The sequence below is a fragment of the Amycolatopsis sp. TRM77291 genome, from assembly GCF_054166285.1.
The window spans coordinates 1,103,320-1,127,775 of the sequence record NZ_JBSZHF010000001.1 but is presented as its reverse complement, the minus strand read 5'-3'; the positions used below and the strand labels follow the sequence as shown (position 1 = coordinate 1,127,775).

Genomic DNA, 24,456 nt, shown 5'->3' with positions numbered 1-24,456 from the left:
GTTCCGGTACTAATCGCGTCGTTCAGCTTTGCGCGAGCGAATCGCCGCGCCCAACAGGGCACCGGCCGCGCCACCGATCAGGGGAAGCCCGATCGAAGGTAGCTCGTTGACCCAGAATACGACTCCGGTCCCACCCAGCACCATCAAGAATAGGAAGGCCGCGCCCTTCTTGGACATTTCATCCAATCTGCCGGCCTGAACAGCTCAGCCTGCCGCGCTAGTGGAAGTCGTTGGGATTGTTGCAGAGACAGCCTTTCCGGTGCCCGTAGGCCGATCAGGCGAGACTCGACAAATGAATGTCGGCGGGCACCGAGAGGCACCCGCCGATATTTTAGCTCGACTCAGGAAGTCGCGAGTTCGTAGGCGCGTTGCGGGACGAACTGGCCCGCCGACGCGATACAGCCGTCGGCCTCGCCGGGCGGCTTCACCCACAGGAACGCGTCGATCCGCCCGTCCCCGGTGTTCGTGGTGCTGGCCGTCCCGATCCGGCGGCCCGGCGGATCGCACCACTCGCTCCCCGCCGGTCCGTTGCCGTTGCGGCTGGTGTCCACGACCGCGCGCAGCCTGCCGTCGCCGATCCCGCCGAGCACCGCTCCCGCGAAGGCCACTTCGTCGGCGGTCCTCCGGTAGTTGGAAACGTTGGTGGAGATGCCATCCGCGGCGACGGAGACCTGGGCCGTCCGCAGCCGCGCGGCGGCTTCACCCGGCGACAGCCACGCGGAGTGCCCGATGTCGAAGTACACCTTGGCCGCCGCCGACCCGGCCTTCAGCCGTTTGCCCGCGTACGCCATGGACGCGCTGGTCTCGGCCTGCTGCCCGGCGTTCTGGCAATTGGTCATCAGGGGCAGCACGTCCGGTTCGAGCACGATGGACGCCGGCCGCCCGGCGAGACCGGCCGCCACCTCGTCCACCCAGGCGCGGTAGGCGGCGTGCGACGGCGCGCCACCCGAACTGGCACCACCACAGTCGCGGTTCGGGATGTTGTAGACCACCATGATCGGGATCTGGTTCGCGGCCGCCGCGGCGCCGACGAAGGCGTCGACCTGCGCGCGCACCGTGCCGGTGTTCGTCGTGGTGAACCAGCGCGCCTGCGCCACGTTCGCGATCCGGTCGCGGATGACCGCGGCCCGGCCGTCGTTCGGGTTCGCGGCCACCCACCGGGCGGCGTTGGTCTGCGGGTCGACGTAGAACCCGGCCGGCGCGCCCTGCGCCGTCCCCGCGGCCAGTGGGACGACCGCGAGCGCGGCGATCACCGCGGCCCCTGTCTTGAGCGTCATTCCTACCTCCGGAGAATCGTCGGGAAACTCAGGCGGACACGCATCGCCGGCCGTCGACCACGAACTCCGACGGCGACCGATGGGCGCCGGTGTTGTTCGCGTTGAAGCCGATGGACACCGACGCGCCGGGTGCGACCACCGCGTTCCACGACGCGTTGCCCGCACGGACGGCCGCGCCCGTCTGGCTCCACGCGGCGCTCCAGCCGTGCGTGATCCGCTCCTCACCCCCGAAGGCGAAGGTCAACGCCCAGCCGTCCCACGCGGTCGTACCGGTGTTCTTCACGGTGAGCGCCGCGGAGAGCCCGGTCTGCCAGGTCGACGCCGTGTACGTCACCTGGCAGCCCGCCGCCGGCGGCGCGGCCGAGTGTTCCGCCACCCAGTTCGACAGCCACGCGAACGCCGAGTTCCAGTTGACCGTCACCTCGTTGAGCGAATAGGCCTCGATGTGGTCGGCCCAGCACCGCTGAGGGGCACAGCCGGGCAGCAGCCGCTGCGCGACCGGGTCCTGCAACGCGCTGTTGGGCCCGCCCGACAGCGCACCGGGCGGCGCGGTCGGCAGCGACGGGTCCTTCTGGTTCGCCCAGTGCCGGTGGTGCACGTTGCGCACCGGCCGGTCGCCCCACCCGGAGACATAGGAGAAGTCGACCGGGTTACGGCCCAGCAGATAATCCATCGTGGCGAAGGCCCCGTTCCGGTACTTCGCCGCACGGGTCAGGTCGTGAGCGAGGCCCAGCAGCATGCCGTTGTTGGCCACCAAACCGTTCGAACCCCACTCGTACCCGCCGTCGCCGGTCCGGTACGGCGCCGGGTGCCCGGCGGACGCCATGCTCGCGAGGTGCGCGTCCGCGGTCGTGACGATCGCGGACCGGATGTTCTCGGTGGACACCCCGCGCGGGGCCAGCACCAGGGAGATGTCGCCGAGCGCGCCCGTGGCACCCCAGTCGAAACCGCGCGCGTTGAAGCTCTTTCCGCCGAACAGCGGGGAATCCGTCACGTCCGCGCGGTACCGGCCGGTGGTCACGTACAGCTCGGCCGCGGCCCAGTAGAACTCGTCGGTCACCGTGGGATCGCTGTACGAACCGCCGCCGACGCCGTCGTTCGGGTCGGCGATCATGCCGGGGTGCGCCTTCGCCGCCGCGTAGGCCTTCTCACCGGCGGCCAGCGCGCGGGCCGCGAACTCGGCGTCGTAAGGAGCCCACAGTCGCGACGCCTGTGCCGCCACCGCCGCGAGGTTCAGGGTCGCCGCGGTACTCGGTGCGGACAGCCTGCGCGGCTGGGCGTCCTGATGCGGCAAGGTCGGCAGGCCGGTCCACTGCTCGTCGTGGATCTTGTGGTGGGCCATCCCGGACAACGGCCGCCCGTCGGGGACCTGCATGCTCATCAGGAAGTCGAGCTCCCACCGCGCCTCGTCGAGCACGTCCGGCACTCCGTTCGACCGCTCGGGAATGGCGAGGGCGCCGTCGCCGAGCGCGGCTTTGTCGCCGAACAGCGCCGCCCGCTCGTAGCCGTTCTGCAACTGCCACGCCGCGATGCCGCCGTTCACCACGTACTTGCCGTGGTCACCGGCGTCGTACCAGCCGCCGCGCACGTCGAGGGTGTATCCGCACTCCAGGTCCGCCCGGCAGGGGACGTCGTCGTCCCCTTGGTTCGGCGCCACGTTCGCATGTCCGGCCGGCCGCGCGTAGTCCTCCCCCACGTACCGCGCTTCGATCGGTGTCCCGCTGCGCTGGTGATAGAAGAACGCGAGCGAGTCTTGCCGCAGCCGGGTCATGACCGTGGGGGAGATGTCGAACGGGCGGCTCACGTCGTCGCCGACGCTCAGCGTGTAACCGCTGCCCTGCCGGTCGTAGGACGAGAAGTCGATGGTGTGGACGTTCTCGTCCGACGCGGCGTCGTGGCCCTTCGGAATGGTCTGGCCGGTCGCGACGGACGCACCCGCGCCGTCCCGCAGCGTCCAGGGCAACGGGGTGGTCGAGCCGGTCGCGAGGCTCGCTTGTTTGGGCAGGCCGGGCACGTAACCGACCTGGTTCACCCGCAGCGGCCCGGCGGGTTCCACGCCCGGTGGCGGCAGCACGCCACCGACGAGCGAAACGTTGTCGACGCAGACGGTGTTGTCGAACGGCTGGCCGCCGAACCAGAACGCGAACTGGCCGTTGCCCGCGGCCGGGAAGTCCAATGTGGACTCGAAGGTCAGCGTGAAGGTCTGCTTGACGGGTGTCACGGTCACGTCGGCGCGCGCGATCTGCCGGTACGGATCGACGGCCTCTCCCGCGACCGCGGACAGCGGTTGCGCGACGGTCGCCCGCGCGTCGAATTTCAGCGTGTAGGACCGGCCGGCCTCGTACGGCACGCCGTTCTGGCCGGACAAGGCGTCGTACCCGTTGGTTGTGCCGCCGGTGACATCGACGCAGTACTCGCCGTCCGTCACCGAGCCACGGGTGTTCGCACCGGCCCACCAAGGGTCGGCACCACCCGCGGAGAAGTCGCCGTTCACGATCCGCTCGTACTCGGCCGTCCCCTCCGCCGCCGAGGACAATGTTCCGGGAACGGCGGCGACTGCCGCGACGAGCACAGCGGGAAGCAGCACACGCCAATTGTCGATCACCACGTCGTGATCCTTTCGGAGGCCGAATTTGGGAGCGCTCCCACAATTTAGCCCGATGGCCACCCGACAGGGAAGACCATTCCCTGAAATCGCCGATACCGGACGTTTCTCACTCGTTCGGCCCTGTTCCCCCGGCGCCGGGCCCACGCTATGGTGCCGACACACTGGGAGCGCTCCCAGTCTTGTCGGAAAGAAGGCGCGATGACACACAGAAAGGCAATGACCGCGATACTGGCCGTCGTCACCACGATGGTGGCCTGTCTCGTGACCGCGACACTGAACGCTCCGGCCGCGTCGGCACACGGCGCACTGATGAAACCAGGCAGCAGGACTTTCTTCTGCTGGCAGGACGGACTGACACCACAAGGCAACATCGTCCCGAAGAACTCGGCGTGCAAGGCGGCCGTCGCGCAAAGCGGTGAGAACTCGCTCTACAACTGGTTCTCCGTACTCCGTTCGGACGGCGCCGGCCGCACCGAGGGGTTCATCCCGGACGGGCAGCTCTGCTCGGGCGGGAATCCGAACTTCGCGGGTTACGACCGCACGGGGAACTGGCCGGTGACCCATTTGACGGCCGGCGCGTCGTTCGGCTTCTCCTACAACGCGTGGGCCGCCCACCCCGGCTGGTTCTACCTGTACGTGACCAAGGACGGGTACGACCCGAGCCGCGCACTGCGCTGGGACGACCTCGAGGAACAGCCCTTCCTCACGGTCGACCACCCGCAGGTGAGCGGCAACGTCGGCAGCGTCGACGGCCAGTACAAGTGGACCGGCAACTTCCCGGCGGCCAAGTCGGGCAAGCACGTCGTCTACTCGGTCTGGAAGCGATCCGACAGCACCGAGACGTTCTACGGCTGCTCCGACGTCGTGTTCGACGGCGGCAAGGGCGAGGTCACCGGGATCGGCGTCGTCGACGATCCCGGTGATCCCGGGCAGCCGCCCAACGGCGCGTGCACGGCGAAGTGGACGACGACCGGTAACTGGAACGGTGGGTACCAGGCGGAGGTGACCGTCACCAACCCTGGCACGACGGCGCTGTCCGGCTGGCGGGTCGGCTGGACCGTTCCGGCGGGACAGACGATCAACAGTGTCTGGAACGGCACCCTCACCCTGGACGGCGCGCGGGCCACCGTGGGCAACGCGGGCTGGAACGGGTCGCTACCGGCGGGCACCACCCGTTCGTTCGGGTTGAGCGCCAACGCGACGGGGAGTACCGCCGCACCGGAGCTGACCTGTTCGAGCACGTAGCACCCCGGGCACCATTGGAGTGGCGGTTTCAGTGGTGCCCGTGTCCGTGCTCCGGGTTGGCGAAGACGCACCCCGCCACGTCCGAAGGCACCTGATGCACCCTGGGATCGACGTTCCCGCACCGGAAGTAGTACAGCCCCAGCTTGCCGACACCGAGAAATCCCGCGGAGACCGCGAATCCGTTGCCGAAGGCGAAGGTCGGCCCGTCGGCGATCTCGCCCGCCCTCATCGCCGCGTGCCAGGATTCCTGCAATTTCCGCTGCTCATCACCGTCGAAGAGAAGGAGCCCGACGACCGGGAATTCCGGTGACACCCGGCAGGTGGCCCACTCGGCCACATGCGGTTGAAAGCGCGCGGCGATATCCGGCCCGACGAACGTGCGCAGCTCTCCGATCTCCCGGCGGGATACCGCGGCGCAATCCCCCGCGGTCTCGTCGATCCAGTCGACCAAATCGTCCATTGTGGACAGACGGGCGCCGAGCGCCTCGGCACCGGCGGTGGCCGTCGGCTCAGGCGCGGAACAGCCGGCGAGTATTCCCGCGGAGATCAACAATGTGGTGACGAGTCGCCTCATGCTTTTCCGCTCTACTCCGAAAACGGCCGGATCACAACACTTCGCCGAAAGACGCCCTTACAAATCGGACGGTCCGCCGCTACTCTCATGAGAGCGCTCTCAGACTCATCCGCTCCCGTTACCCCGGCTCAGGGCCATTGCCTGCCCACGTGGCCCTGGGCCGGTTCCACCTCTTGAGGTTGCCGGAAATCCGTTCGGACGAGGAGGACCTGTGAGATCACGACCATTGGCGCGCTCGACGAGAGCACGTCCCGTCACGGCGCTGGCCGCCACCGTGGCCATCGCGGCGGCGGTCACCACCGGCGTCGCGCCGACGGCCACGGCGGCCGCGGTGTCCTGTACGACGACGTACAAGATCAGCAGCGAATGGGACAACGGCTTCGGCGCGACGGTCTCGATCCGCAACGAAGGCGGCGACGCCATCCCCGACTGGAACCTGACCTGGAGCTTCGCCGACGGCCAGCGGATCACCCAGCTGTGGAACGGCACGTACACACAGTCCGATGGTGCGGTGAGCGTCCGTGGCGCGGACTGGCAGCGCGGTATCGAGCCCGGCGCGTCCGTCCAATTCGGCTTCAACGCGGCGAAGACCGGCGCCGCGAACCGGGCGCCGGTCGACTTCAAGGTCAACGGCGTCAGCTGCGCCGGCCCGAACGCGGCACCGACGGTGCGGCTCACGAAGCCGGAGAACAACGCGGCGTTCGCCGTGTCGTCACCGATCGATTTGGCGGCGTCCGCCGCCGACGGCGACGGTTCGGTGTCCTCGGTGGAGTTCTACGCGGGCACCACCCGGCTCGGCTCCGATACCACCGCACCGTTCGAGTACACCTGGACCGGCGCGACGGCGGGCGAGTACTCGGTCACCGCACGGGCGATCGACAACCTCGGCGCGGCAACGGTTTCCGCGCCGGTGTCGGTGCGGGTGCTGGCCGCGCCGTCGGTCGTCGCCACCCCGTCGACGGTCCGCGTCAAACAGGGCGGCTCGGCGGGAGTGGACGTGAAACTGGCGACCCGGCCGACGGGCCCGGTCACGCTGAACGTGGCACGCACGGCGGGCAGCGCGGACCTCACGGCCACGCCCGCGACGCTCACATTCGACCAGAACACTTGGAACACGGCGAAAACCGTGACGATCGCTTCCACGGCGAACGGCGGTGCGCTCGCCACCGCCGCGTTCTCGATCACCGGGCCGGGCCTCACCGCAGCCACCCTCGACGTGGCGGAGATCGACGCCTCCGCGTCGGACTACCGGGCCGCCTTCCTGGAGCAGTACCACAAGATCAAGGACGCGGACAGCGGCTACTTCCGGAATTTCGACGGTCTGCTCGTGCCGTACCACTCGGTGGAGACGCTGCTGGTCGAGGCGCCGGACCACGGGCACCAGACCACGTCCGAGGCGTTCAGCTACTACCTGTGGCTGGAGGCCGCGTACGGACAGCTGGAGGGTGACTGGGCGCCGTTCAACCAGGCGTGGGCGTCGATGGAGAAGTTCATCATCCCCGCGCACGCGGATCAGCCGACCAACGACAAGTACAACGCCGCCGACCCGGCGACCTACGCGCCGGAGCACCCGCGGATGGACCGGTATCCGGCGGTTCTGGACGGCGGCGTCCCCGTCGGCTCCGACCCGATCGCGGGCGAACTGCGCCAGGCCTACGGCACGTCGGACGTCTACGGTATGCACTGGCTGCTGGACGTCGACAACACGTACGGTTTCGGCCGCTGCGGCGACGGCACCACCGCGCCCGCGTACATCAACACCTACCAGCGCGGGTCCAGCGAATCGGTGTGGGAGACCATCCCGCAGCCTTCCTGCGACACGTTCGCGCACGGCGGGCCGAACGGCTACCTCGACCTGTTCACCAAGGACGCGAGCTACGCCAAGCAGTGGAAGTACACGAACGCACCCGACGCCGACGCCCGTGCCGTCCAGGTGGCGCACCTCGCCAACCAGTGGGCGACCGCGCAGGGCAAGGGCGCCCAGGTGGCCGACGTGGTGAAGAAGGCGTCGAAGATGGGCGACTATCTGCGATACGCCATGTTCGACAAGTACTTCAAGAGGATCGGTGACTGCGTCGGTCCCAGCACGTGCCCGGCGGGCAGCGGCAAGAACAGCTCGCACTACCTCATGTCGTGGTACTACGCGTGGGGTGGCGCCACCGACACGTCCGCGGGCTGGGCGTGGCGGATCGGTGACGGCGCGGCGCACCAGGGCTACCAGAACCCGCTCGCCGCGCACGCGCTCGCCAACGACCCGGCGCTGAAGCCGGTCTCGGCGACCGGCGCGACGGACTGGGCGGAAAGCCTGGACCGGCAGCTGGAATTCCTGCAGTGGCTGCAGTCCGCCGACGGCGGCATCGCCGGTGGCGCGACGAACAGCTGGGACGGCCAGTACGCCGCTCCCCCGGCGGGTTCGCCGACCTTCTACGGGATGTACTACGACCATCAGCCCGTCTGGCACGATCCGCCGTCCAACCGGTGGTTCGGGTTCCAGGCGTGGGGCCTGGAGCGGGTCGCCGCGCTGTACCAGCTCACCGGCGACGAGCGGGCGAAACGCATCCTCGACAAATGGGTGCCGTGGGCCATCGCCAACACGACGGTCGGCTCCGGCGGGGACTTCCGGATCCCGTCCGACCTGGAATGGACCGGCAAACCCGACACGTGGAACCCGGCCACGCCGGGAAGCAACGCGAATCTGCGGGTCCGGGTGCTCAACCACAGCCAGGACGTCGGCGTCGCGGCGTCGTACTCGAAGATCCTGCTGAACTACGCCGCCCGGTCCGGGAACGCGCAGGCACGGACGGTCGGCGAGGGCCTCCTCGACGCGATGCTCGCACACACCGACTCGATCGGCATCGCGGTCCCGGAAACACGTACGGACTACAACCGGTTCGACGACGAGTACAACTCGTCCACCGGCGAAGGTGTGTACGTGCCGCCGGGCTGGACCGGGACCATGCCCAACGGCGATCCCATCGCCGCGGGCGCGGACTTCCTGTCCATCCGCTCGTTCTACCGGGACGACCCGCAGTGGCCGAAGGTCCAGTCCTATCTGGACGGTGGAGCGGCGCCGACGTTCACCTACCACCGGTTCTGGGCGCAGGCGGAGATCGCGACCGCGTTCTCCCTGCACGTGCAACTGTTCGGCTGAGTCCATACCCCAGGTCCCGCCGGCCGCCACCGGCGGGACCTGGCCTCCCCCGCAAGACGAGAGGATGGCGATGAGGAGACCAGTGGCCGTCGTGGCCGCGCTGACAGCCGCCTTGGCTGCCGTCGTGAGCCCGCCGGTTTCCGCGGCACCGGTCGGATTCCACGTGTCCGGCGGCGAACTGTACGAGTCGAACGGCGCCGAGTTCGTGATGCGCGGGGTCAACCACGCCCACACCTGGTATCCGCAGCGGACGAGCGCGCCGGCGGACATCAAGGCCTTGGGTGCCAACACGGTGCGGGTGGTGCTCGCGTCCGGCCGGCGGTGGGCGAAGAACGACACCGCGGACGTCGCCGACGTGGTGTCGTCGTGCAGGCAGAACCGGCTGATCTGCGTCCTGGAGGTGCACGACACCACCGGTTACGGTGAACAGTCCGGCGCGGCGACCCTCGCGCAGGCGTCAAGGGTGGTTTGGGAGTGTCGCGAAAGCCACTTTCGAGACGTGTGATGTCCCGCAAGTGGCTTTCGCGACNGCAGAACCGGCTGATCTGCGTCCTGGAGGTGCACGACACCACCGGTTACGGTGAACAGTCCGGCGCGGCGACCCTCGCGCAGGCGTCAAGGGTGGTTTGGGAGTGTCGCGAAAGCCACTTTCGAGACGTGTGATGTCCCGCAAGTGGCTTTCGCGACACGAAGGCCGACTGGGTCACGAGCTCAAGAGAAGTCCGGGGCCAGCACCCGATCGAAGCCGACCTCCCGACGCGGACCGGTCAACGTGCAGCCGAGCGTCGCCACGATCCGCGCGCTGGAGGTGCCCACCCGCAGTTCGACGTCCCCGGGCTCGACGAGCCGCGTGCCCGCTCGTCCGGTGTAGGAGGTCAGATCGGCGTGCAGCCCGATCTCGACCACCTCGGTCGCGCCGGGAGCGACTTCGACCCGTTTCGCCGCGATCAGCTGCTGGACCGGCCTCGCGACCTCGGCCACCGGATCGTGCAGATAGATCTGGACGACCTCCGTCGTGGTGCGGTCGCCTGTGTTGCTCAGCGTCACCCGGACCCGGCAGCGTCCGTCCGTCGGCCACGCCGGGTCCGCCACGGAGACGTCGTCCCAGCTGACGGCGCCGTAGGAAAGCCCGTGCCCGAACGGGAACAGCGGTGTCGGATCCACCGTGCTGACCTCGCTGCGCCGCCCCAGCGGAGCGGTGAGATAGGTCGACGGCTGGGAGGCGTTCTCGCCAGGGAAGCCGACCGGAAGCCTGCCTGAAGGGTTGATCCGTCCACTGAGGACACCGGCGAGCGCCACCGCGCCCTCTTCACCGGGGTAGAAACCGCATACGATCGCCGCGAGCCTGCCGGCCTGCCGCGAAAGCTCGTACGGCCGTCCGGACAGGAGCACCAGTACCACCGGTGTCCCGGTCCCTAGCAGGGCCTCGAGAAGTTCTTCCTGCCGTCCCGGCAGTTTCAGGTCCGGCACGTCGCAGCCCTCGCCCGACGTGCCGCCGCCGAACAGGCCCGCGCGGTCACCGAGCACGGCGACACAGACTTCCGCGTCCTCGGCGGCGGCGACGGCTTCGGCGATGTCCGCGTCCTCTCCGCCGAGCACAGGGCAGCCGAGCGCATAGGTGACTTCGTGGTATTCACCGAGCGCGTCGAGCACTGTCGGAACCGAGACCCCGAACGGCACCTCCGGATGGTGCACGCCGACGTGCATCGGGAACGAGTAACAGCCGAGCATCGCGCCGGGGTCGTCCGCCCGCGGCCCGACGACGGCGACCTTGTGGCGGGGAGAGAGCGGGAGCACGCCGTCGTTCCGCAGCAGCACGATCGAGCGTTCGGCGATCTCCCTTGCCAGCGCACGGGATTCCGGGTCGTCGAGGTCGATCTCGTCGGGGACCTCCGGCACCCAGTCTTCGTCGAGCAACCCGAGTTCGCATTTCTGCCGAAGCACCCGTTCGAGGGCGCGGTCGACGACGGCGGTGCCGACCGCCCCCTCCTCCACCGCCGCGAGCAACGGCTCGCCGTAGCAGTCCACTGTGGGCAGTTCCACGTCGATCCCGGCGGCGAGAGCTTGTCCGGCGGCGTCGCCGCGATCGGCCGCGACACCGTGGAGTTTGTGCAGGAACGCCACGGAGAAGTAGTCCGCGACCACGGTCCCGGAGAACCCGTAGGTATCGCGCAGAAGATCTGTCAGCAGCGCCTTGTCCGCGGCGGCGGGGACCCCGTCGTTGTCGACGTAGGCGTTCATCACCGACCGGGCGCCCGCTCGCAACGCCATCTCGAACGGCGGCAGCAGGACGTCGGCCAGTTCCCTTGGCCCGACCGACACCGGGGCGAGGTTGCGGCCGGCGCGTGAGGCCGAGTAGCCGGCGAAATGCTTGAGCGTCGCGATCACCCCGGCCGACTCCAGACCCGCGACGTAGGCGCTGCCGATCATGCCGACCAGATGCGGATCCTCGCCGATGGTCTCCTCGACGCGGCCCCAGCGCAGGTCGCGTGCGACGTCCAGCACGGGCGCGAGACCTTGATGGACACCCAGCCGCCGCATGGTGCCGCCGATCCGCGCCCCCATGCGGTACACGAGGTCCGGGTCGAAGCTCGCTCCCCAGCACAGCGGGGACGGATACACCGTCGCCTGCCAGGCGGCGAGGCCGGTGAGGGTCTCCTCGTGCACCAGCGCCGGGATGCCGAACCGGCCGTTGGCGACGATCTCCCGCTGCGAGCGGGCCAGGCTGTGCGCGCCGGTCACCGGATCGACGGGCCGGGTGCCGTACACCCTGGTCAGCTGGCCGATCCCGTGGCGTACCAGTTCGCCCCAGTCCAGTGCCACTTCGGCGAAGTCGTGCTGGTGCGGGGCCATCTCGCCGCCGGAGTCGATCCCGACCCAGACGCCGTAGAGCTGGGCGACCTTCTCCCGTAAGGTCATCCGGACCATCAGCGCGCGGACGCGATCGGCGGGATCCGCGGCGGTGTCGTGCCATGGCCGGGGCGACTCGCTGGGCTGGGTGGTCAAGGTCGTCCGCCCTTCGTCGAGGCTCCGAGGGCACGCGTCGAGCGGCGCACCACGAGACCCGTGGACAAGGTGATATGGGTTTCCTTCTCGGGTTCCCCGCTGATCAGCGAGATCAGGAGGGTGATGGCGCGGTGGCCCATTTCGCGGATCGGCTGGTCCACTGTGGTCAGTGGCGGGGTGCAGAGCGCCGATTCGGGGACGTTGTCGAAACCGACCACCGAAAGGTCGTCCGGGACGGACAGGCCGAGTTCCGCCGCGGCCCCGACAGTCGCGATCGCCGAGATGTCGTTGGCGGCGAACACCGCCGTCGGCCGGTCCGAGCCGGTCAGCAGTTCGCGGGCGGACCGGGCGGAGATCTCCGGATCGTAGGCGCCGAGCCGGATCAGGTCCTCGTCGATCGGGACACCGGCGGCGGTGAGCGCCCGCAGGTACCCGGTCTTGCGCAGTTCGGCCGATTCGAGATCCGGCCGTCCGGCGAGGAAACCGATCCGGCGGTGGCCGAGCTCCAGCAGATGCTCGGTCGCCAGCTGGGCGCCGCGGAGGTTGTCGGAATCGATGGTGGGCACCGTCGAAGGACCAGTGTGCGGGTCGACCGCGACCACCGGCGTCCCCGGGACGGCTTCCAGCGAAGCCACCGGCGTCACCAGCACCGCGCCGTCGACCAGCGTGCCGGAAAGCCTTGACAGGTAACGCTTTTCCCAGCCCGACGGGTCCCCGACCCGGCCACCCGCCGAGTAGACGACGAGTTCGTAGCCGGTGCCGCGGATGGCGTCGGCGGCACCCTTGAGCAATTCGGTGGAGAACGGTTCGAGGTCGGCGACCAGGATCCCGATCACGTTCGTCTTGTGGTTGCGCAGGCTCTGGGCGACCAGGCTCGCCTCGTAGCCGAGTTCGTCGATCACCGCGCGGACCTTGGCCAGGGTCGCGGCGGCGACGCCGTAGCGGTCATTGATCACCTTGGAAACCGTGGCCACGGAGACGCCGGCGCGGGCGGCGACATCACGGATAGTGACCCTCGAACTGGGCTGCATACGGTCAGACTAGCGATGTAAAACGTTATCGACAACGATTGACATCGGAAATCCGGGCGCGCAAACTCATCGCCAGTCCGGGCGCAGTCACGCCCTGTCCTACTCGGCCGAAGTCGTCAGGAGTGGACTCACCATGCTTTCGAACCGCCGAATCCCCGCCGCCGCCGCCGCGCTGGCGGCGGCCATCCCGCTCGCGCTCGCCGGCTGCTCCGGGGGTACCGAGCCCGCGGCCGAGCCCACCGGACCGGTCACGCTCACCTGGTGGCACAACGGCACGACCGATCCGCTCAAGTCGATCTGGGCCCAGGTCGTCGCGGATTACCAGAAGGCGCATCCCGAGGTGACGATCAAGGGGCAGCCGCTGCAGAACGAGGAGTTCACCACCAAGGTCCCGCTCGCCCTGCAGTCGAACGAGCCGCCGGACGTCTACCAGTCCTGGGGCGGTGGCGAACTGGCGTCGCAGGCCACCTCGGGCAAGGTCGCCGACCTGACCGACGCGGCCAGGGACTGGCTCTCCACGGTGGGCAAACTCGCCGAAAGCTGGCAGGTCGACGGCAAGCAGTACGGGATCCCGTGGGAGCAGCATTTCGTCGGTTTCTGGTACCGCAAGGACCTTTTCGCGCAGGCGGGTGTCACCGCACCTCCGTCCACTTTGGACGAGCTCAACACCGCCGTCGCCAAGCTCAAGCAGGCGGGTATCACGCCGATCGCGGTCGGCGGCAAGGATCGCTGGCCGGACGCGTTCTACTGGAACTACTTCGCGCTCCGGACCTGCTCGGCGGACACGCTGAAGCAGTCGGTCAAAGCGGTGAAACTCGAGGATCCCTGCTGGACCAAGGCCGGGCGTGACCTGCAGGCGTTCCTGGCCACCCAGCCGTTCCAGCCCGGCTTCACCGCCACCCCCGCGCAGCAGGGCGCGGGCAGTTCGGCCGGGCTGGTGGCCAACGGCAAGGCGGCGATGGAACTGCAGGGCGACTGGGAACCCGGCACGATGTCGTCGCTCACCGAAGACAAGGACCTCGACTCGAAGGTCGGCTGGTTCCCGTTCCCGGCGGTCCCCGGTGGCCAAGGTGATCCCGCGGCGGTGCTCGGCGGCGGCGACGGCTTCTCCTGTACCACCCGCGCGGTCAAGGCGTGCGTGGACTTCCTGCGTTACCTCGGCAGCGAACCGGTGCAGAACCAGCTCGCGGCGAAGGGCGCCGGGCTGCCGATGTCCGCGTCGGCGGCCGCCTCCCTCAAGACCGAGTCGCTGAAGTCCGTCTTCGACTACGGGCAGAAGGCGCCGTACGTGCAGATGTACTTCGACAAGGCGTTCCCGACCGCGGTGGGCGCCGCGCTCAACGACGCCGTCGCGAACTTCTTCGCCGGGCAGGGCACCCCGGAAGGCATCGTCGACGCGGTGAACAAGGCAGCGGCGGGCGACAAGTGACGGCGACGGCCACGCGGGTGCGGGCGGCGGCGCGGCCGTCCGCACCCGCCATCCGGACGCGGACGCGGGGAGTGCGCAAGAAGCTGGAGCTGACCTTCCTGCTCGGGCCGGCGCTGGTGCTGTTCGCCGGGTTCGTGCTGGTCCCGATCGGGATCGCGGCGTTCTACAGCCTTTACGAGTGGAACGGTTTCGGTCCGCTCGACGATTTCGTCGGCCTCGGCAACTACGCCGACGCCTTGTCCGGATCGGTGTTCCAGGGCGCCATCGGGAACAACCTGATCATCGCGGGGCTGTCCCTCGTGGTCCAGCTTCCGCTGTCCATCGGGCTGGCGCTGCTGCTCAACCGCAAGCTGCGCGGGCGCGCCGTCCTCCGCGCGCTCGTGTTCGCGCCCTACGTGCTGTCGGAGGCGATCACCGCGGTGATCTGGCTGCTCATGTTGCAGCCGAACGGTTTCGTGGACCAGATGTTGCGCGGCGTCGGCCTCGGCGGACTGGTCCAGCACTGGCTCGCCGACCCGGGGATCGTGCTCTACACCCTGTTCGCGGTGATCACCTGGAAGTACATCGGCTTCGGCATCATCCTGCTGCTCGCCGGGCTCCAAGGCGTGCCCGCCGAACTGCGGGAAGCGGCCGCGCTCGACGGCGCGTCGGCCTGGCAGACCACCCGGCACGTCGTGCTGCCGCTGCTGGGGCCGACCATCCGGATCTGGGTGTTCCTCTCGGTGATCGGCTCGCTGCAGCTGTTCGACCTGGTGTGGATCATGACCCTCGGCGGGCCCGCCAACGCGTCGGCGACCATGGCGACCTATCTGGTCGACCACGGGTTCAAACGCTACGAATTCGGTTTCGGGAGCGCGGTCGCGGTGATCCTGTTCGTGGTCTGTTTCGTGTTCGCGTTGCTGTACCAGAGGTTCGCGTTGCGCCGGGACACCGATGGCGCGCTCACCAGGATGGTGGACTGATGCGCCGCGCCGGGACGCCGATCGGTTACGTCGCCGCGATCGCCGTCCTCGGGATCACCGTGGTGCCGCTGCTGTTCGTGATATTGGGCGGTTTCCGTACCACCGCGCAGATCAACGCCTCGCCCGCCGGCCTGCCCGGCCCGTGGGTCTGGGACAACTACGCGGCGATCCTCGGTTCGCCGGCGTTCTGGACCTTCCTGGGGAACAGCGCGCTGATCGCGGTGATCGCCACGGCGCTGACCGTGGCGCTGGGCTCGATGGCCGCGTACGCCCTGTCCCGCTACACCTTCAAGGGCCGCGAGGGTTTCTACACCCTGTTCACGCTCGGCCTGCTGTTCCCGCTCGGCGTGGCGACCTTGCCGCTGTACCTGTGGCTGCGGCAGCTGGGGATGCTGGAGAGCTTCTGGGGCGTGGCGATCCCCGAGGCCGCGTTCTCGCTCCCGGTGACCATCGTGATCCTGCGGCCGTTCATGCGGGCGATCCCCGGCGAGATCGAGGACGCCGCCGTGCTCGACGGCGCGAGCAGGCTCGGCTTCTTCTGGCGGATCCTGCTGCCGCTGTCCGCGCCCGCGCTGACCACCGTCGCCGTGCTCGCGTTCGTGACCAGCTGGAACTTCTACCTGCTGCCGCTGCTGGTGTTCAACGACTCCGCGAACTTCACCCTGCCGCTCGGCGTGGCGACGTTCCAGTCCCAGTACTCCCAGGACACCGCGCGCGTGCTCGCGTTCACCGCGCTGTCGATGATCCCAGCGCTCGCCTTCTTCGTGCTCGCCGAACGCCGCATCGTCGGCGGGCTGACCGGATCCGTGAAGGGCTGATCCAACCGTTCGGTTTCCGAAAGGAGTTCCACGATGAACACCATTTCCATGAAACGAACCGTCGCTCTTTTCACCGCTTTGGCAGGTGTCGCGTTGCTGAACGCACCACCGGCCTCGGCGGCGGGCCCGCTGAAGGACATCACGAATCGCTACGTCGGTAGCGCCGTCGCCGCGAACCACCTGGCCAACGAAGCCGACTACCGTTCGGTGCTCACCCGGGAATTCGACAACGTCACCCCGGAGAACGAGATGAAATGGGGCGTCGTCGAGGCGAACCGCGGCCAGTACAACTGGTCCGGCGCGGACGCGATCGTCGACTACGCCCAGCGGAACGGCAAATCCGTCCGCGGGCACACGCTCGTCTGGCACAGTCAGCTGCCCGGCTGGGTCAACAACCTCTCCGCCGGCGACCTGCGGTCGGTGACGCAGCGGCATATCGCCACCGCGATGGGGCGTTACAAGGGAAAGATCCGGGCGTGGGACGTCGTGAACGAGATGTTCAACGACGACGGCACCCGCCGTGCCTCGGTGTTCCAGCAGAAACTCGGCGACGGCTATGTCGCCGACGCGTTCCGCTGGGCACGGGCGGCGGATCCGTCGGCCAAGCTGTACATCAACGATTACAACACCGAAGGACTCAACGCGAAGAGCGACGCCCTGTACAACCTGGTGCGGACGCTGAAGCAGCAAGGCGTGCCGATCGACGGCGTCGGCTTCCAGGCACACCTCGCGACGCGGTACGGCTTCCCCGGCGGCTACCAGGCGAACCTGGCTCGCTTCGCCGCGCTGGGCGTCGACGTCGCCATCACCGAGGCCGACGTCCGTATCCCGATGCCCGCCGACGCGACCAAACTGGACACGCAGGCGGGCTACTTCAAGCAACTCTGGGACGGCTGCCACGCCGTCACGCGGTGTGTGGAGTTCACGACGTGGGGCTTCACCGACCGCCACTCGTGGGTGCCGGACACGTTCCCGGGCGAGGGCGCGGCCTGCCTGTTCGACACGAACCTGCGGCCGAAGCCGGCGTACACCCGGATCAACCCGTGAGGTAGGCCGGTTTCAGCCGGACGACACCGGCCCCTCACCTGGTTTCCCTGGTGAGGGGCCGGTTGGCTGATCGTTCCGCGTGCCCCGGACAGGGCCCCTCGGAAAGGTCGTCGGCGTTGTGACAACGCGGTATCCGAGCCCACAACGTGAAGCTCCTTCGGCTCCGCGAGCTGGGCATACCGTGTCCGGCCCCGGTACCCCTTCACTGGCCTCCGCGGTGCAACAACGGCAAGGGGGCGATTACCCGGCCGCCGATCCGGGTACTAGAAGGATCATGTGGATGGTGCTGATGATCCCGTTGCTGGTCATGTCGTTCGCGCTGCTGATGGAGCGGGTCGAGGCGAATGTGCCCGAACGGGAGCACAGTCGCGCCCCTGAACCCGTCTGAGTGACGGAACCGGGGCGCACGTGGTCGTCCGGACCGCGCGCCGAAGGTTCGCCCCGCGCCCGCAGAGCCGCCCCCGCGCACGGCGCTCCCGGGCGGGGCCTCGCGGGTACTGCGCCGTGGCGCGACTCAGGTGCTGGAGGCCCGCTGGATGTCGAGCAGGGGCGGGTCGGTGGCTTCGAAGTGGTCGAGCAGCGCTTCGACGCCGTCGCTGGCGGACTGGGCGACTTCGGCGCTGGTGAGGGGGATCAGGGTCATCAGCTCGACCAGGACTTTCCTGTCCGCATCGAAGACCACGTCGAAGTCGTCGAGTAGAGGATGGACGCTGACGAGGACGCCGGTGATATCCGTGCGGGCGAGCAGGGGCTGATCGTTGCGGATCACCTGGTTGTTGACGACACCGCGGCGATTTTCCTGGATGATCTTGAGGGTGGCCTCCACCAGGAAGAGCGCGGCGCCGTCCTGGCCGTGCTCGACGGAGCACACGAGTTCTTGCGGGTAAACCGCCGTGACGGGCTGACCGGCCAGGCCATGGGTGGCGACGGTGACGAACTCGGGGCGTTCGTGCCGCCAGATCTCGACACCGCCGACGTCGGCCTCTCGCCTGCCCTGGCCGAGGTATCGGGTGAGATGGTCGTCGAGAGCCTGCTCGGTCATGGTTGCAGCGCCTCCGTCAGCTCGGCGGGGAATCCGTACTGGCCCTTGGTGATCTCGGCCGGGGTGTGGCCGTTGGTCTCGGTCGCGGTCTTGTCCGCACCGCGGTCGAGCAGGAGCTTGATCATCGCGCCGTCGGACGCTTTGCGCCATCGGATGACCGCGAGGTGCAGCGGCGTCGCGCCCGGTGAATAGACGGCGTGAATGTTCGCGCCCGCGTCGAGCAGCGCCCGTGCGGCCTCGACCTTGCCCTCTTGGACCGCGAAGTGCAGTGGCGTGTAGTTGCTGCGTTTCTCGGTGATGTTCACGTCGACGCCGTCCGCCAGGCGACGCCGGATCGCGGCGACGTCGCCATTCTGTGCCGCGTAATGGAGTTCGTCGCGTCCTTCGCGGTCCAAGCTGGTCATCACACCTCGTTTCCGTTGTACCGTATGCTACCTGGCCTGGTTCGCCGGTTCACGGTGGTAGTTCGTATTTGTGGCTGCGGTTGGCCGCGGGTGTTTCGAGACGGTAGCGGCCGGGATCGTTCTGGTCTTCGATGACTTTCTTGCGGGTGTAGTCGCCCGCTTTGGCTTCGGTTTTGTAGCGCCACCATTCCGATCCTGGCTGGTGCCCGAATTCGAATTTCCCCGGCTCGGGGACGGTTATGCCGGCGGGGTCGGGTTTGCCGGTGTCGGGGTTGATCCTGACGAGGCTGCCGTCGGGATTGCGCGCGGCAGGGATCCGTTCCCGGGATGCCTGACACACGAAGTCGCCGGAGCCGTCCGGCTGCCGTTCGGCGTCCCGGTAGATCGCTCTTTTGGTGGACTGGCGGAGCTTGACCCGGTTCCGGATCGGTTCGTGCACGGCTTGCTGGGGCGCGGGGCGGGCTTCCAGTTCATCGCCGGGATCGTCACGGCCGAGGGTTTCGTCGGCGCCGTCCTGCCCAGGTTCGACGCATATGTTGTGGGTCAGAAGGTCTGCGCCGACCGAGCCCCCTTGCGCCCGGACGTAGTAGGTGTGCAGGCCCTCGACGGTGAGGTTGTGCACCTGTTGTGGCTGAATCCAGGTGTGCACGTCGATGACCTTCACCACACGGCCGTCGGGTGTACGGAGCAGGTGGCCGCGGTCCAGGTCTTCGGCGTCGGTCCAGCGGCCGGTGTCGGCGACCCAGAAGGGGTGTTCGTCTGTGGCGGTGACGGTGCCGGTGGCGTCGCCATGGTCGCCGTCGGTGTCGACGGTGATCCGTACCAGTTCCTTCATACCCTGGCCGGGGATGAGGTTGATCACCGGCCGGGCCTGGGTGAGGCCGGTGACGGGGTCTGTGGCCAGTACCTGGTCGCCGAGCCTGACCTGTTCGATCGGTTTGTACGTGCCGTCGGCCAGCAGGACGGCGGTGCCGGGCACGAAACTGTTCGCAGGGCATCGGTCCGGCTGCTCGGCCGCACCGGTCCGGTCGTTCACAGCGCGGCCGGAATCCCGTTCGGCGTCTCGATCTGTCACAGGCTTGTCGCTCGGCCGGGTACCGGACGTCCTCGACGGCGCGCCTGCCGATTCGCGGGCGTCTCGCCTGGATGAGCCGCCCTCCGGCGTCGAGTCCTTCGATGGCCGATCGGCCGACCGTCCGGGGCGCGAGAGGTTCGGAACTTGCGTCACCGGCATCGGCACTACGACCGGGCCACTGCCGGCGTTGTCGTCCGAACGCCGCGCATCCGTCATCGTGCTCCGCGGGTCCCGCCCGGTCGCGTCATTCGGCTGACCGCCGGCAGGCGCGAGCGTGCCTGGTGCACCACCCTCGTCAACGGGGTCCGACGCTCGTTCCCTGTCCCGATCGGGAGTGACCGCGTCGACCGCCTTCAACGGTCTGGCGAACTTGCCCGGCCCCACGACATCGCTGAGGATGCCGCCGATACTGGAGGCGGGGGCGTCCTTGAAGTCCTCGACCGCCTTCTCGGTGCTTTCGACGGCCCGGTTCCACGTCCCCTGTGGGTCGTTCCAAGCGTCGGTCGCGGTGTTCGCGATGCCTTCGGCGGCGTCCTGGGCGTACTTTTCGATCTGCCGCTGTGCTTCCGGATCGCCGTCTTTCGCGCGGTTGAGCAGGTCCAGGGCTTTACCGGCCTGCTGGGCGCCGTCGTGCAAAGACGCGTAGCCGCCGGCCGCGGCACGCCGTCCCAAGGTGAGCCAATCGGCGTTCTTGTCCTCGGCCGCGCGTTCCCGGTCGATCTCGTCCTGGGCCCAATCCCTGGCCGTGGACAGCGCGCCTCCAACCGTGTCCTCGACGGACTCCTCGACCTGTGCCAAGACGCTCTTCTCCGGCGGGCGGACCGGCAGGGGTCCTGCCGTGCTCGACCCGTCACGCGGGACGGGCTTGTCCGATCGCGGCATCAGGAGCGGGTCCGTGTGCTCGGGCTTGTGCTTTCCATAGAGCAGTTCACGAAGATGCTCCGGCATCCGCACCGGCGCACGAGCCCCCTTCTCGTCCTCCCTTGTCACCTCACGATCCGCAATAGCAGACGACCCCGCCACCCGACCACGCCGCCGCTCCTCCGCATCCTTATCCCTCTTCGCAACATCCCGATCCGCAATCGCCGACGAACTACTCCCCTGACGCTTCCTCTTCTCCTCGGCGTCCTTTTTTAACTTGTCGGATTTTTCTACTTTTTTCTCGGCCGCGTTCGCGGAGCCGCTGTTGTTCGCTTTTTTCGGCGGCGCTTTCCTGGCCGGCGCGCCGGAGGGTTGGCCGGCGGTGTTCCTGGGCTCCGCTTGCGCGTCCGCGGATCCGAGCACACCGAATACCGCGGTCAAGACACCACCAGATACCGAGTAAAGGATCGCCCTGGTCAGATCCGGTTTCCTATTCACGACTTTCCCACCCTCCCGCCTCCCGGAAGCCTGTCGGATTCCTCACCGCGACGCCCACCCCTTCGCTCGACTTCCGCAGCCGACATCGAAGGTTCCCAGCGGAAGGTTCAGCGGAGGTTCATTCGCGATACACCGGCTACCGAGCACACCCCGACAAGCGACACGCGGCGCACGGAACGGGACGACTACCAAGATCTCCGGCCACAGCCGTCCACCACGTGCTGCGCCCCCGATCACCACCACTTCGTCCATCTCCTCGCAGCGATCCTCGGCTGGAGGTGGACGTGGCGTGATCGATACGCGGGGTTCGTATGCAGACCCAATGGGTCAGCCGGGCATCGCCATCCGATCACCGCACTACGCCCGCCGTAGCACCCGCACCGGGATGCGTTCACACGTTGTGGCGAGCGCAGCCGGCCAAGTCAGCTGTGAGAACGTTCGCGAACTCCACGCGACCACCCGTGATCGCCGAAGCCGACACGGCGCGATCTTCCTTCGGCGCATCCGCGTACGGCAGAACGGCTGTGGACTCCCGAACTGGTCCCCGCCTGCTCGTCGTGCGTACCAGAAGCGTTGCTGGCGTTGGCGTTACGCACCGGATGCCGGGTCTCTCCCGGGTGACACGCTCGATGAAGCCGTCGCAGCGGTCATGTCCGCCCCGAAGCCGTGGCGACGTCGTCAGCGACGAAGAAGCTCAGAGCAGCCAAGAAGTCCTCGCCGACGGCGTTCTGTTCAGCCATGCCGCCTTCCCCTAGCCGCGGAGGGTTGGCTCCCATCAGTTCGCCGCTGCCGCCCGAAGGATCGCCGCGGCCGAGCGCTCGACGTCGGACTCGGTGGTCGACCAGTTGGAGACCGAGATGCGCAGATAGCGACGACCGCGCCAGGTGGTGCCGCCCAGCCAGCAGGTGCCGTCCCGTTGGACCGCGTCGATGATCGCGTCGGTGCGGTCGTCGTCGCCGAACCCGACGAGCACCTGGTTCAGGACGACGTCGTTGGCGATCTCGGCACCACCTTCGGCGAGGATCGTGGCGAACAGCCGCGCAAGCCTGCAGCAGCGGTCGACGAGGTCTGCCACACCATCGCGCCCCAACTCCCGCAAGGCCGCCCACACCGCGAACACCCGTGCGCGACGCGATGCCTCGAGCGTGAGGTCGCCCATTCGGGAGAGCTCGGCAGAGCCGGCAAGGTAGGGAGCGCGATAAGCGATCGCCTCGGCGTGCAGCGCCGGGTGAGCACAGAACGCGAAGCCGGAGTCGTAGGGGACATTCAGCCACTTATGCCCGTCGCACGCCCAGGAGTCGGCCAGCTCCAGGCCGTCGACCAGCGCCGCTGTCGCGGGGTTGGCGCCGGCCCAGAGTCCGAAGGCACCGTCGATGTGGACCCAGGCATCGTGGCCCTTCGCGAGTGTGCAGGCGGCGCGCAGGTCGTCGCAGGCACCGGTGTTCACGTTTCCCGCCTGCAGGCAGACGATCGTGGGGCCCTCGCCCGCAGCCAGCACCCTGGCCAGGTCCTCGACGTCGATCGCGCCCTGCGGACCTGCGGCCACCGCCTCGATAGCCCGGGTTCCGATACCGAGCAACCTCAGCGAGCGGTCGATGGTCGCGTGCCGCTCGGCACTTGCGACGACCCGGAGCGCGGGCGCCCCAGCCAGACCGTCCCGTTCGACATCCCACCCGGCTCGAGCGAGGACGTGGTGACGTGCCACCGCCAGCCCGACCGTGTTGGCCGCCTGGCCCCCGGTGACGAATCCGGTCGACGCGGTGGCCGGAATGCCAAGGAGATCCCTGAGCCACCTGCCGGCGACGTCCTCCGCGGCGGCCGCTGCCGGTGACAGAGCGGGATTGAAGCTGTTCTGGTCCCATCCCGCCGCCAGGAAGTCCGCCGCGACCGCGGACCTCAAGGCCCCGCCGATGACCAACCCGAAGAACCGCGGACCCGCCGTGGCCACGAGCCCTTCCTCGGCGACGCGGGCGAGTTCCTCGATGACGGCTTCCGGAGGGCTGGGCTCCCGGGGGGAGTTCTTCACCGAAGGCCTGCCGCAAGACCGCGAGGTCGACAGGCTGCGCGACAGGCCGGTCACCAAGACCGGCCACATATTCGGCAGCCAGCTCCGCGGCCCGCGTGAAGAGAGAGTGCTCCTCGTGCATGAACGTCCTTCCGGCAACGCCACGGCGACTTAGCCTGTCAGACCACGGTACGGGTCTCGACCGCAGCGACGGCTAGATCGCCTCGATCAGCAGCCCGGCGAGCTCGACGGGCATGGTGATCATGCAGTCATGGCCGGTCGGCAGTTCCCGCACCCGCTCGCCTGCCGGGACGGGGCGCCGGGTGATGCCTGCCGGCCCAGCCCCGACGCAATGGATGTGCGTACGCGGAATCGTGCGCGCGGCCGGGTGGTCCGACCGGACCGGCTCCTGAAGGCACCGCACCGGATGGTCCGACAGCATCGAACGCAGCCAGGCGACATCCTCGGGATGAGTGACCCCGAACAAGCCGAGCGGCGGCGGCTGCTCCGCCATCGGCGGAACCCGCCAGCCGTCCACGGCGAGGTCGATGAGCCGCTTGGTGACCGGAAGGACATCGACCGCGGCTTCGCCGTCTTCGGGCACCATCGCGTCGAGGAACACCAGATGCGCGATCCGCTCCGGGACCCGGTGAGCGGCCCCCGATATGACCATCCCGGCGTAGCTGTGCCCAACGAGCACGACGTCGTCGAGACGCTCGCCGTCAATCAAGCCGACGACGTCGTCGATGTGGGTGCCGAGGCCGACCTCGGGGCCCAGCAGATCTGCCTTGTCGCCGTAACCGGTCAGCGACGGCGCGAACGCCCGGTGCCCGGCCGACTCCAGCAACGGGACCACCCGGTCCCAGGCCCGCCCGCTGTGCCAGGCGCCGTGTACCAACAGAAAGGTGGCCATAGCCGCGTGGTTCCTCCTCGTGCCTCGGTACCCTTTGATAACCGAGCCCATCGTGATCCACACGACGCGCACCGGGCAATACGGCACTTTTCGGTGCCCCGGTTCTCAGGAGGTAACCATGCAGGACCCGTGCCAAGCCCGCGAAGTCCTCGGGATCGTCGGGGACAAGTGGGCGCTGCTGATCGTGCGCATGCTCAAGGACGGGCCGCGACGCTTCACCGAACTCAAGCGGGCCATCGACGGCATCAGCCAGCGCATGCTCACAGTGACGCTGCGCGACCTCGAGCGCGACGGAATCCTGACGCGCACGGTCCGCAACGTCATGCCACCGCACGTCAGCTACGAGCTGACCACGATGGGCCGGACCCTGCGCGAGGCCACCGCACCGCTGCTCGACTGGAGCATCGAACACCTGCCTCACATCGACGCCGCCCGCGCGGCGTACGACAACCGCTAGTGCGCCGCGTTTTCGGCCACCAATGCGCGCCGCCCTCCAGCGGGGAGTCCACA

The 24,456-nt window shown here is 68.6% G+C and carries 19 protein-coding genes; 8 read left to right on the top strand and 11 right to left on the bottom strand.

Going from position 1 to position 24,456, the window contains the following annotated elements; all coding sequences use genetic code 11:
- Positions 1-9 precede the first annotated feature (9 nt).
- From ACXIZN_RS05360 to ACXIZN_RS05350, 3 genes are all read right to left on the bottom strand, one after another.
- Positions 10-177 carry a hypothetical protein gene (locus tag ACXIZN_RS05360; protein WP_457952859.1) on the bottom strand — a complete coding sequence of 56 codons (168 nt, stop codon included), beginning with the start codon at positions 175-177 and terminating at the stop codon, positions 10-12.
- 164 nt (positions 178-341) lie between these two features.
- Positions 342-1,277 carry a glycoside hydrolase family 6 protein gene (locus ACXIZN_RS05355; protein ID WP_457952858.1) on the bottom strand — a complete coding sequence of 312 codons (936 nt, stop codon included), beginning with the start codon at positions 1,275-1,277 and terminating at the stop codon, positions 342-344.
- A gap of 28 nt (positions 1,278-1,305) precedes the next feature.
- A complete protein-coding gene (locus tag ACXIZN_RS05350; RefSeq protein ID WP_457952857.1) occupies positions 1,306-3,885 on the bottom strand; it encodes a glycoside hydrolase family 9 protein in 2,580 nt (859 codons plus the stop codon).
- A 216-nt stretch (positions 3,886-4,101) separates the two neighbouring features.
- On the opposite strand from ACXIZN_RS05350, the gene ACXIZN_RS05345 reads away from it, so the two are divergent.
- On the top strand, positions 4,102-5,130 hold the full coding sequence (locus ACXIZN_RS05345; protein ID WP_457952856.1) for a lytic polysaccharide monooxygenase auxiliary activity family 9 protein: 1,029 nt from the start codon (positions 4,102-4,104) through the stop codon (positions 5,128-5,130).
- A gap of 28 nt (positions 5,131-5,158) precedes the next feature.
- Here ACXIZN_RS05345 and ACXIZN_RS05340 read toward each other — a convergent pair whose 3' ends face one another.
- The gene (locus ACXIZN_RS05340; protein ID WP_457952855.1) at positions 5,159-5,704 is read right to left on the bottom strand and encodes a hypothetical protein; all 546 of its coding nucleotides are present in this window, start codon (positions 5,702-5,704) and stop codon (positions 5,159-5,161) included.
- 211 nt (positions 5,705-5,915) lie between these two features.
- On the opposite strand from ACXIZN_RS05340, the gene ACXIZN_RS05335 reads away from it, so the two are divergent.
- Positions 5,916-8,855 carry a glycoside hydrolase family 48 protein gene (locus ACXIZN_RS05335; RefSeq protein WP_457952854.1) on the top strand — a complete coding sequence of 980 codons (2,940 nt, stop codon included), beginning with the start codon at positions 5,916-5,918 and terminating at the stop codon, positions 8,853-8,855.
- Between the two features lie 70 nt (positions 8,856-8,925).
- On the top strand, positions 8,926-9,360 hold the full coding sequence (locus ACXIZN_RS05330; RefSeq protein WP_457952853.1) for a cellulase family glycosylhydrolase: 435 nt from the start codon (positions 8,926-8,928) through the stop codon (positions 9,358-9,360).
- Between the two features lie 206 nt (positions 9,361-9,566).
- Here the strand turns inward: ACXIZN_RS05330 and ACXIZN_RS05325 are convergent, their stop codons facing one another.
- Together ACXIZN_RS05325 and ACXIZN_RS05320 are read right to left on the bottom strand one after the other, a co-directional pair.
- Positions 9,567-11,861 carry a beta-xylosidase/alpha-l-arabinosidase gene (locus ACXIZN_RS05325; RefSeq protein ID WP_457952852.1) on the bottom strand — a complete coding sequence of 765 codons (2,295 nt, stop codon included), beginning with the start codon at positions 11,859-11,861 and terminating at the stop codon, positions 9,567-9,569.
- Positions 11,858-12,892, bottom strand: coding sequence for a LacI family DNA-binding transcriptional regulator (locus tag ACXIZN_RS05320; RefSeq protein WP_457952851.1), 1,035 nt, complete (start codon positions 12,890-12,892; stop codon positions 11,858-11,860). The genes ACXIZN_RS05325 and ACXIZN_RS05320 overlap by 4 nt, the downstream gene beginning before the upstream one ends.
- Positions 12,893-13,025: 133 nt before the next feature.
- Between ACXIZN_RS05320 and ACXIZN_RS05315 the strand changes: the two genes are divergently transcribed.
- The 4 genes from ACXIZN_RS05315 to ACXIZN_RS05300 are packed head-to-tail and all read left to right on the top strand — an operon-like array spanning position 13,026 to position 17,148.
- Positions 13,026-14,321: an ABC transporter substrate-binding protein gene (locus ACXIZN_RS05315; RefSeq protein WP_457952850.1), complete on the top strand. Its 1,296-nt coding sequence runs from the start codon at positions 13,026-13,028 to the stop codon at positions 14,319-14,321.
- Entirely contained in the window at positions 14,318-15,283 is a 966-nt protein-coding gene (locus ACXIZN_RS05310) for a carbohydrate ABC transporter permease (RefSeq protein WP_457952849.1), read from the top strand. The genes ACXIZN_RS05315 and ACXIZN_RS05310 overlap by 4 nt, the downstream gene beginning before the upstream one ends.
- The gene (locus ACXIZN_RS05305) at positions 15,283-16,101 is read left to right on the top strand and encodes a carbohydrate ABC transporter permease (protein ID WP_457952848.1); all 819 of its coding nucleotides are present in this window, start codon (positions 15,283-15,285) and stop codon (positions 16,099-16,101) included. The genes ACXIZN_RS05310 and ACXIZN_RS05305 overlap by 1 nt, the downstream gene beginning before the upstream one ends.
- A gap of 33 nt (positions 16,102-16,134) precedes the next feature.
- Complete coding sequence (locus ACXIZN_RS05300) at positions 16,135-17,148, top strand: endo-1,4-beta-xylanase (protein ID WP_457952847.1); 1,014 nt, start codon at positions 16,135-16,137, stop codon at positions 17,146-17,148.
- A gap of 514 nt (positions 17,149-17,662) precedes the next feature.
- On the opposite strand, the gene ACXIZN_RS05295 is transcribed toward ACXIZN_RS05300, so the two are convergent.
- From ACXIZN_RS05295 to ACXIZN_RS05275, 5 genes are all read right to left on the bottom strand, one after another.
- Entirely contained in the window at positions 17,663-18,190 is a 528-nt protein-coding gene (locus ACXIZN_RS05295) for a suppressor of fused domain protein (RefSeq protein ID WP_457952846.1), read from the bottom strand.
- Positions 18,187-18,594, bottom strand: coding sequence for an ankyrin repeat domain-containing protein (locus tag ACXIZN_RS05290; RefSeq protein ID WP_457952845.1), 408 nt, complete (start codon positions 18,592-18,594; stop codon positions 18,187-18,189). The genes ACXIZN_RS05295 and ACXIZN_RS05290 overlap by 4 nt, the downstream gene beginning before the upstream one ends.
- 49 nt (positions 18,595-18,643) lie before the next feature.
- Positions 18,644-20,971 (bottom strand): polymorphic toxin-type HINT domain-containing protein, encoded by a 2,328-nt coding sequence (locus tag ACXIZN_RS05285; RefSeq protein ID WP_457952844.1) that lies wholly within the window; start codon positions 20,969-20,971, stop codon positions 18,644-18,646.
- An 832-nt stretch (positions 20,972-21,803) separates the two neighbouring features.
- The gene (locus ACXIZN_RS05280; RefSeq protein ID WP_457952843.1) at positions 21,804-23,054 is read right to left on the bottom strand and encodes a pyridoxal phosphate-dependent decarboxylase family protein; all 1,251 of its coding nucleotides are present in this window, start codon (positions 23,052-23,054) and stop codon (positions 21,804-21,806) included.
- Between the two features lie 193 nt (positions 23,055-23,247).
- A complete protein-coding gene (locus ACXIZN_RS05275; RefSeq protein ID WP_457952842.1) occupies positions 23,248-23,946 on the bottom strand; it encodes an alpha/beta fold hydrolase in 699 nt (232 codons plus the stop codon).
- A gap of 118 nt (positions 23,947-24,064) precedes the next feature.
- Between ACXIZN_RS05275 and ACXIZN_RS05270 the strand changes: the two genes are divergently transcribed.
- The gene (locus ACXIZN_RS05270) at positions 24,065-24,403 is read left to right on the top strand and encodes a winged helix-turn-helix transcriptional regulator (RefSeq protein ID WP_457952841.1); all 339 of its coding nucleotides are present in this window, start codon (positions 24,065-24,067) and stop codon (positions 24,401-24,403) included.
- The last annotated feature ends 53 nt before the right edge of the window (positions 24,404-24,456 follow it).

Coding starts and splice junctions, on each gene's coding strand:
- ACXIZN_RS05300 (WP_457952847.1), top strand. CDS start 16,135: ATGAACACCATTTCCATGAAACGAACCGTCGCTCTTTTCACCGCTTTG.
- ACXIZN_RS05355 (WP_457952858.1), bottom strand. CDS start 1,277: ATGACGCTCAAGACAGGGGCCGCGGTGATCGCCGCGCTCGCGGTCGTC.
- ACXIZN_RS05295 (WP_457952846.1), bottom strand. CDS start 18,190: ATGACCGAGCAGGCTCTCGACGACCATCTCACCCGATACCTCGGCCAG.
- ACXIZN_RS05315 (WP_457952850.1), top strand. CDS start 13,026: ATGCTTTCGAACCGCCGAATCCCCGCCGCCGCCGCCGCGCTGGCGGCG.
- ACXIZN_RS05340 (WP_457952855.1), bottom strand. CDS start 5,704: ATGAGGCGACTCGTCACCACATTGTTGATCTCCGCGGGAATACTCGCC.
- ACXIZN_RS05320 (WP_457952851.1), bottom strand. CDS start 12,892: ATGCAGCCCAGTTCGAGGGTCACTATCCGTGATGTCGCCGCCCGCGCC.
- ACXIZN_RS05360 (WP_457952859.1), bottom strand. CDS start 177: ATGTCCAAGAAGGGCGCGGCCTTCCTATTCTTGATGGTGCTGGGTGGG.
- ACXIZN_RS05330 (WP_457952853.1), top strand. CDS start 8,926: ATGAGGAGACCAGTGGCCGTCGTGGCCGCGCTGACAGCCGCCTTGGCT.
- ACXIZN_RS05275 (WP_457952842.1), bottom strand. CDS start 23,946: ATGGCCACCTTTCTGTTGGTACACGGCGCCTGGCACAGCGGGCGGGCC.
- ACXIZN_RS05270 (WP_457952841.1), top strand. CDS start 24,065: ATGCAGGACCCGTGCCAAGCCCGCGAAGTCCTCGGGATCGTCGGGGAC.
- ACXIZN_RS05290 (WP_457952845.1), bottom strand. CDS start 18,594: ATGACCAGCTTGGACCGCGAAGGACGCGACGAACTCCATTACGCGGCA.
- ACXIZN_RS05345 (WP_457952856.1), top strand. CDS start 4,102: ATGACCGCGATACTGGCCGTCGTCACCACGATGGTGGCCTGTCTCGTG.
- ACXIZN_RS05305 (WP_457952848.1), top strand. CDS start 15,283: ATGCGCCGCGCCGGGACGCCGATCGGTTACGTCGCCGCGATCGCCGTC.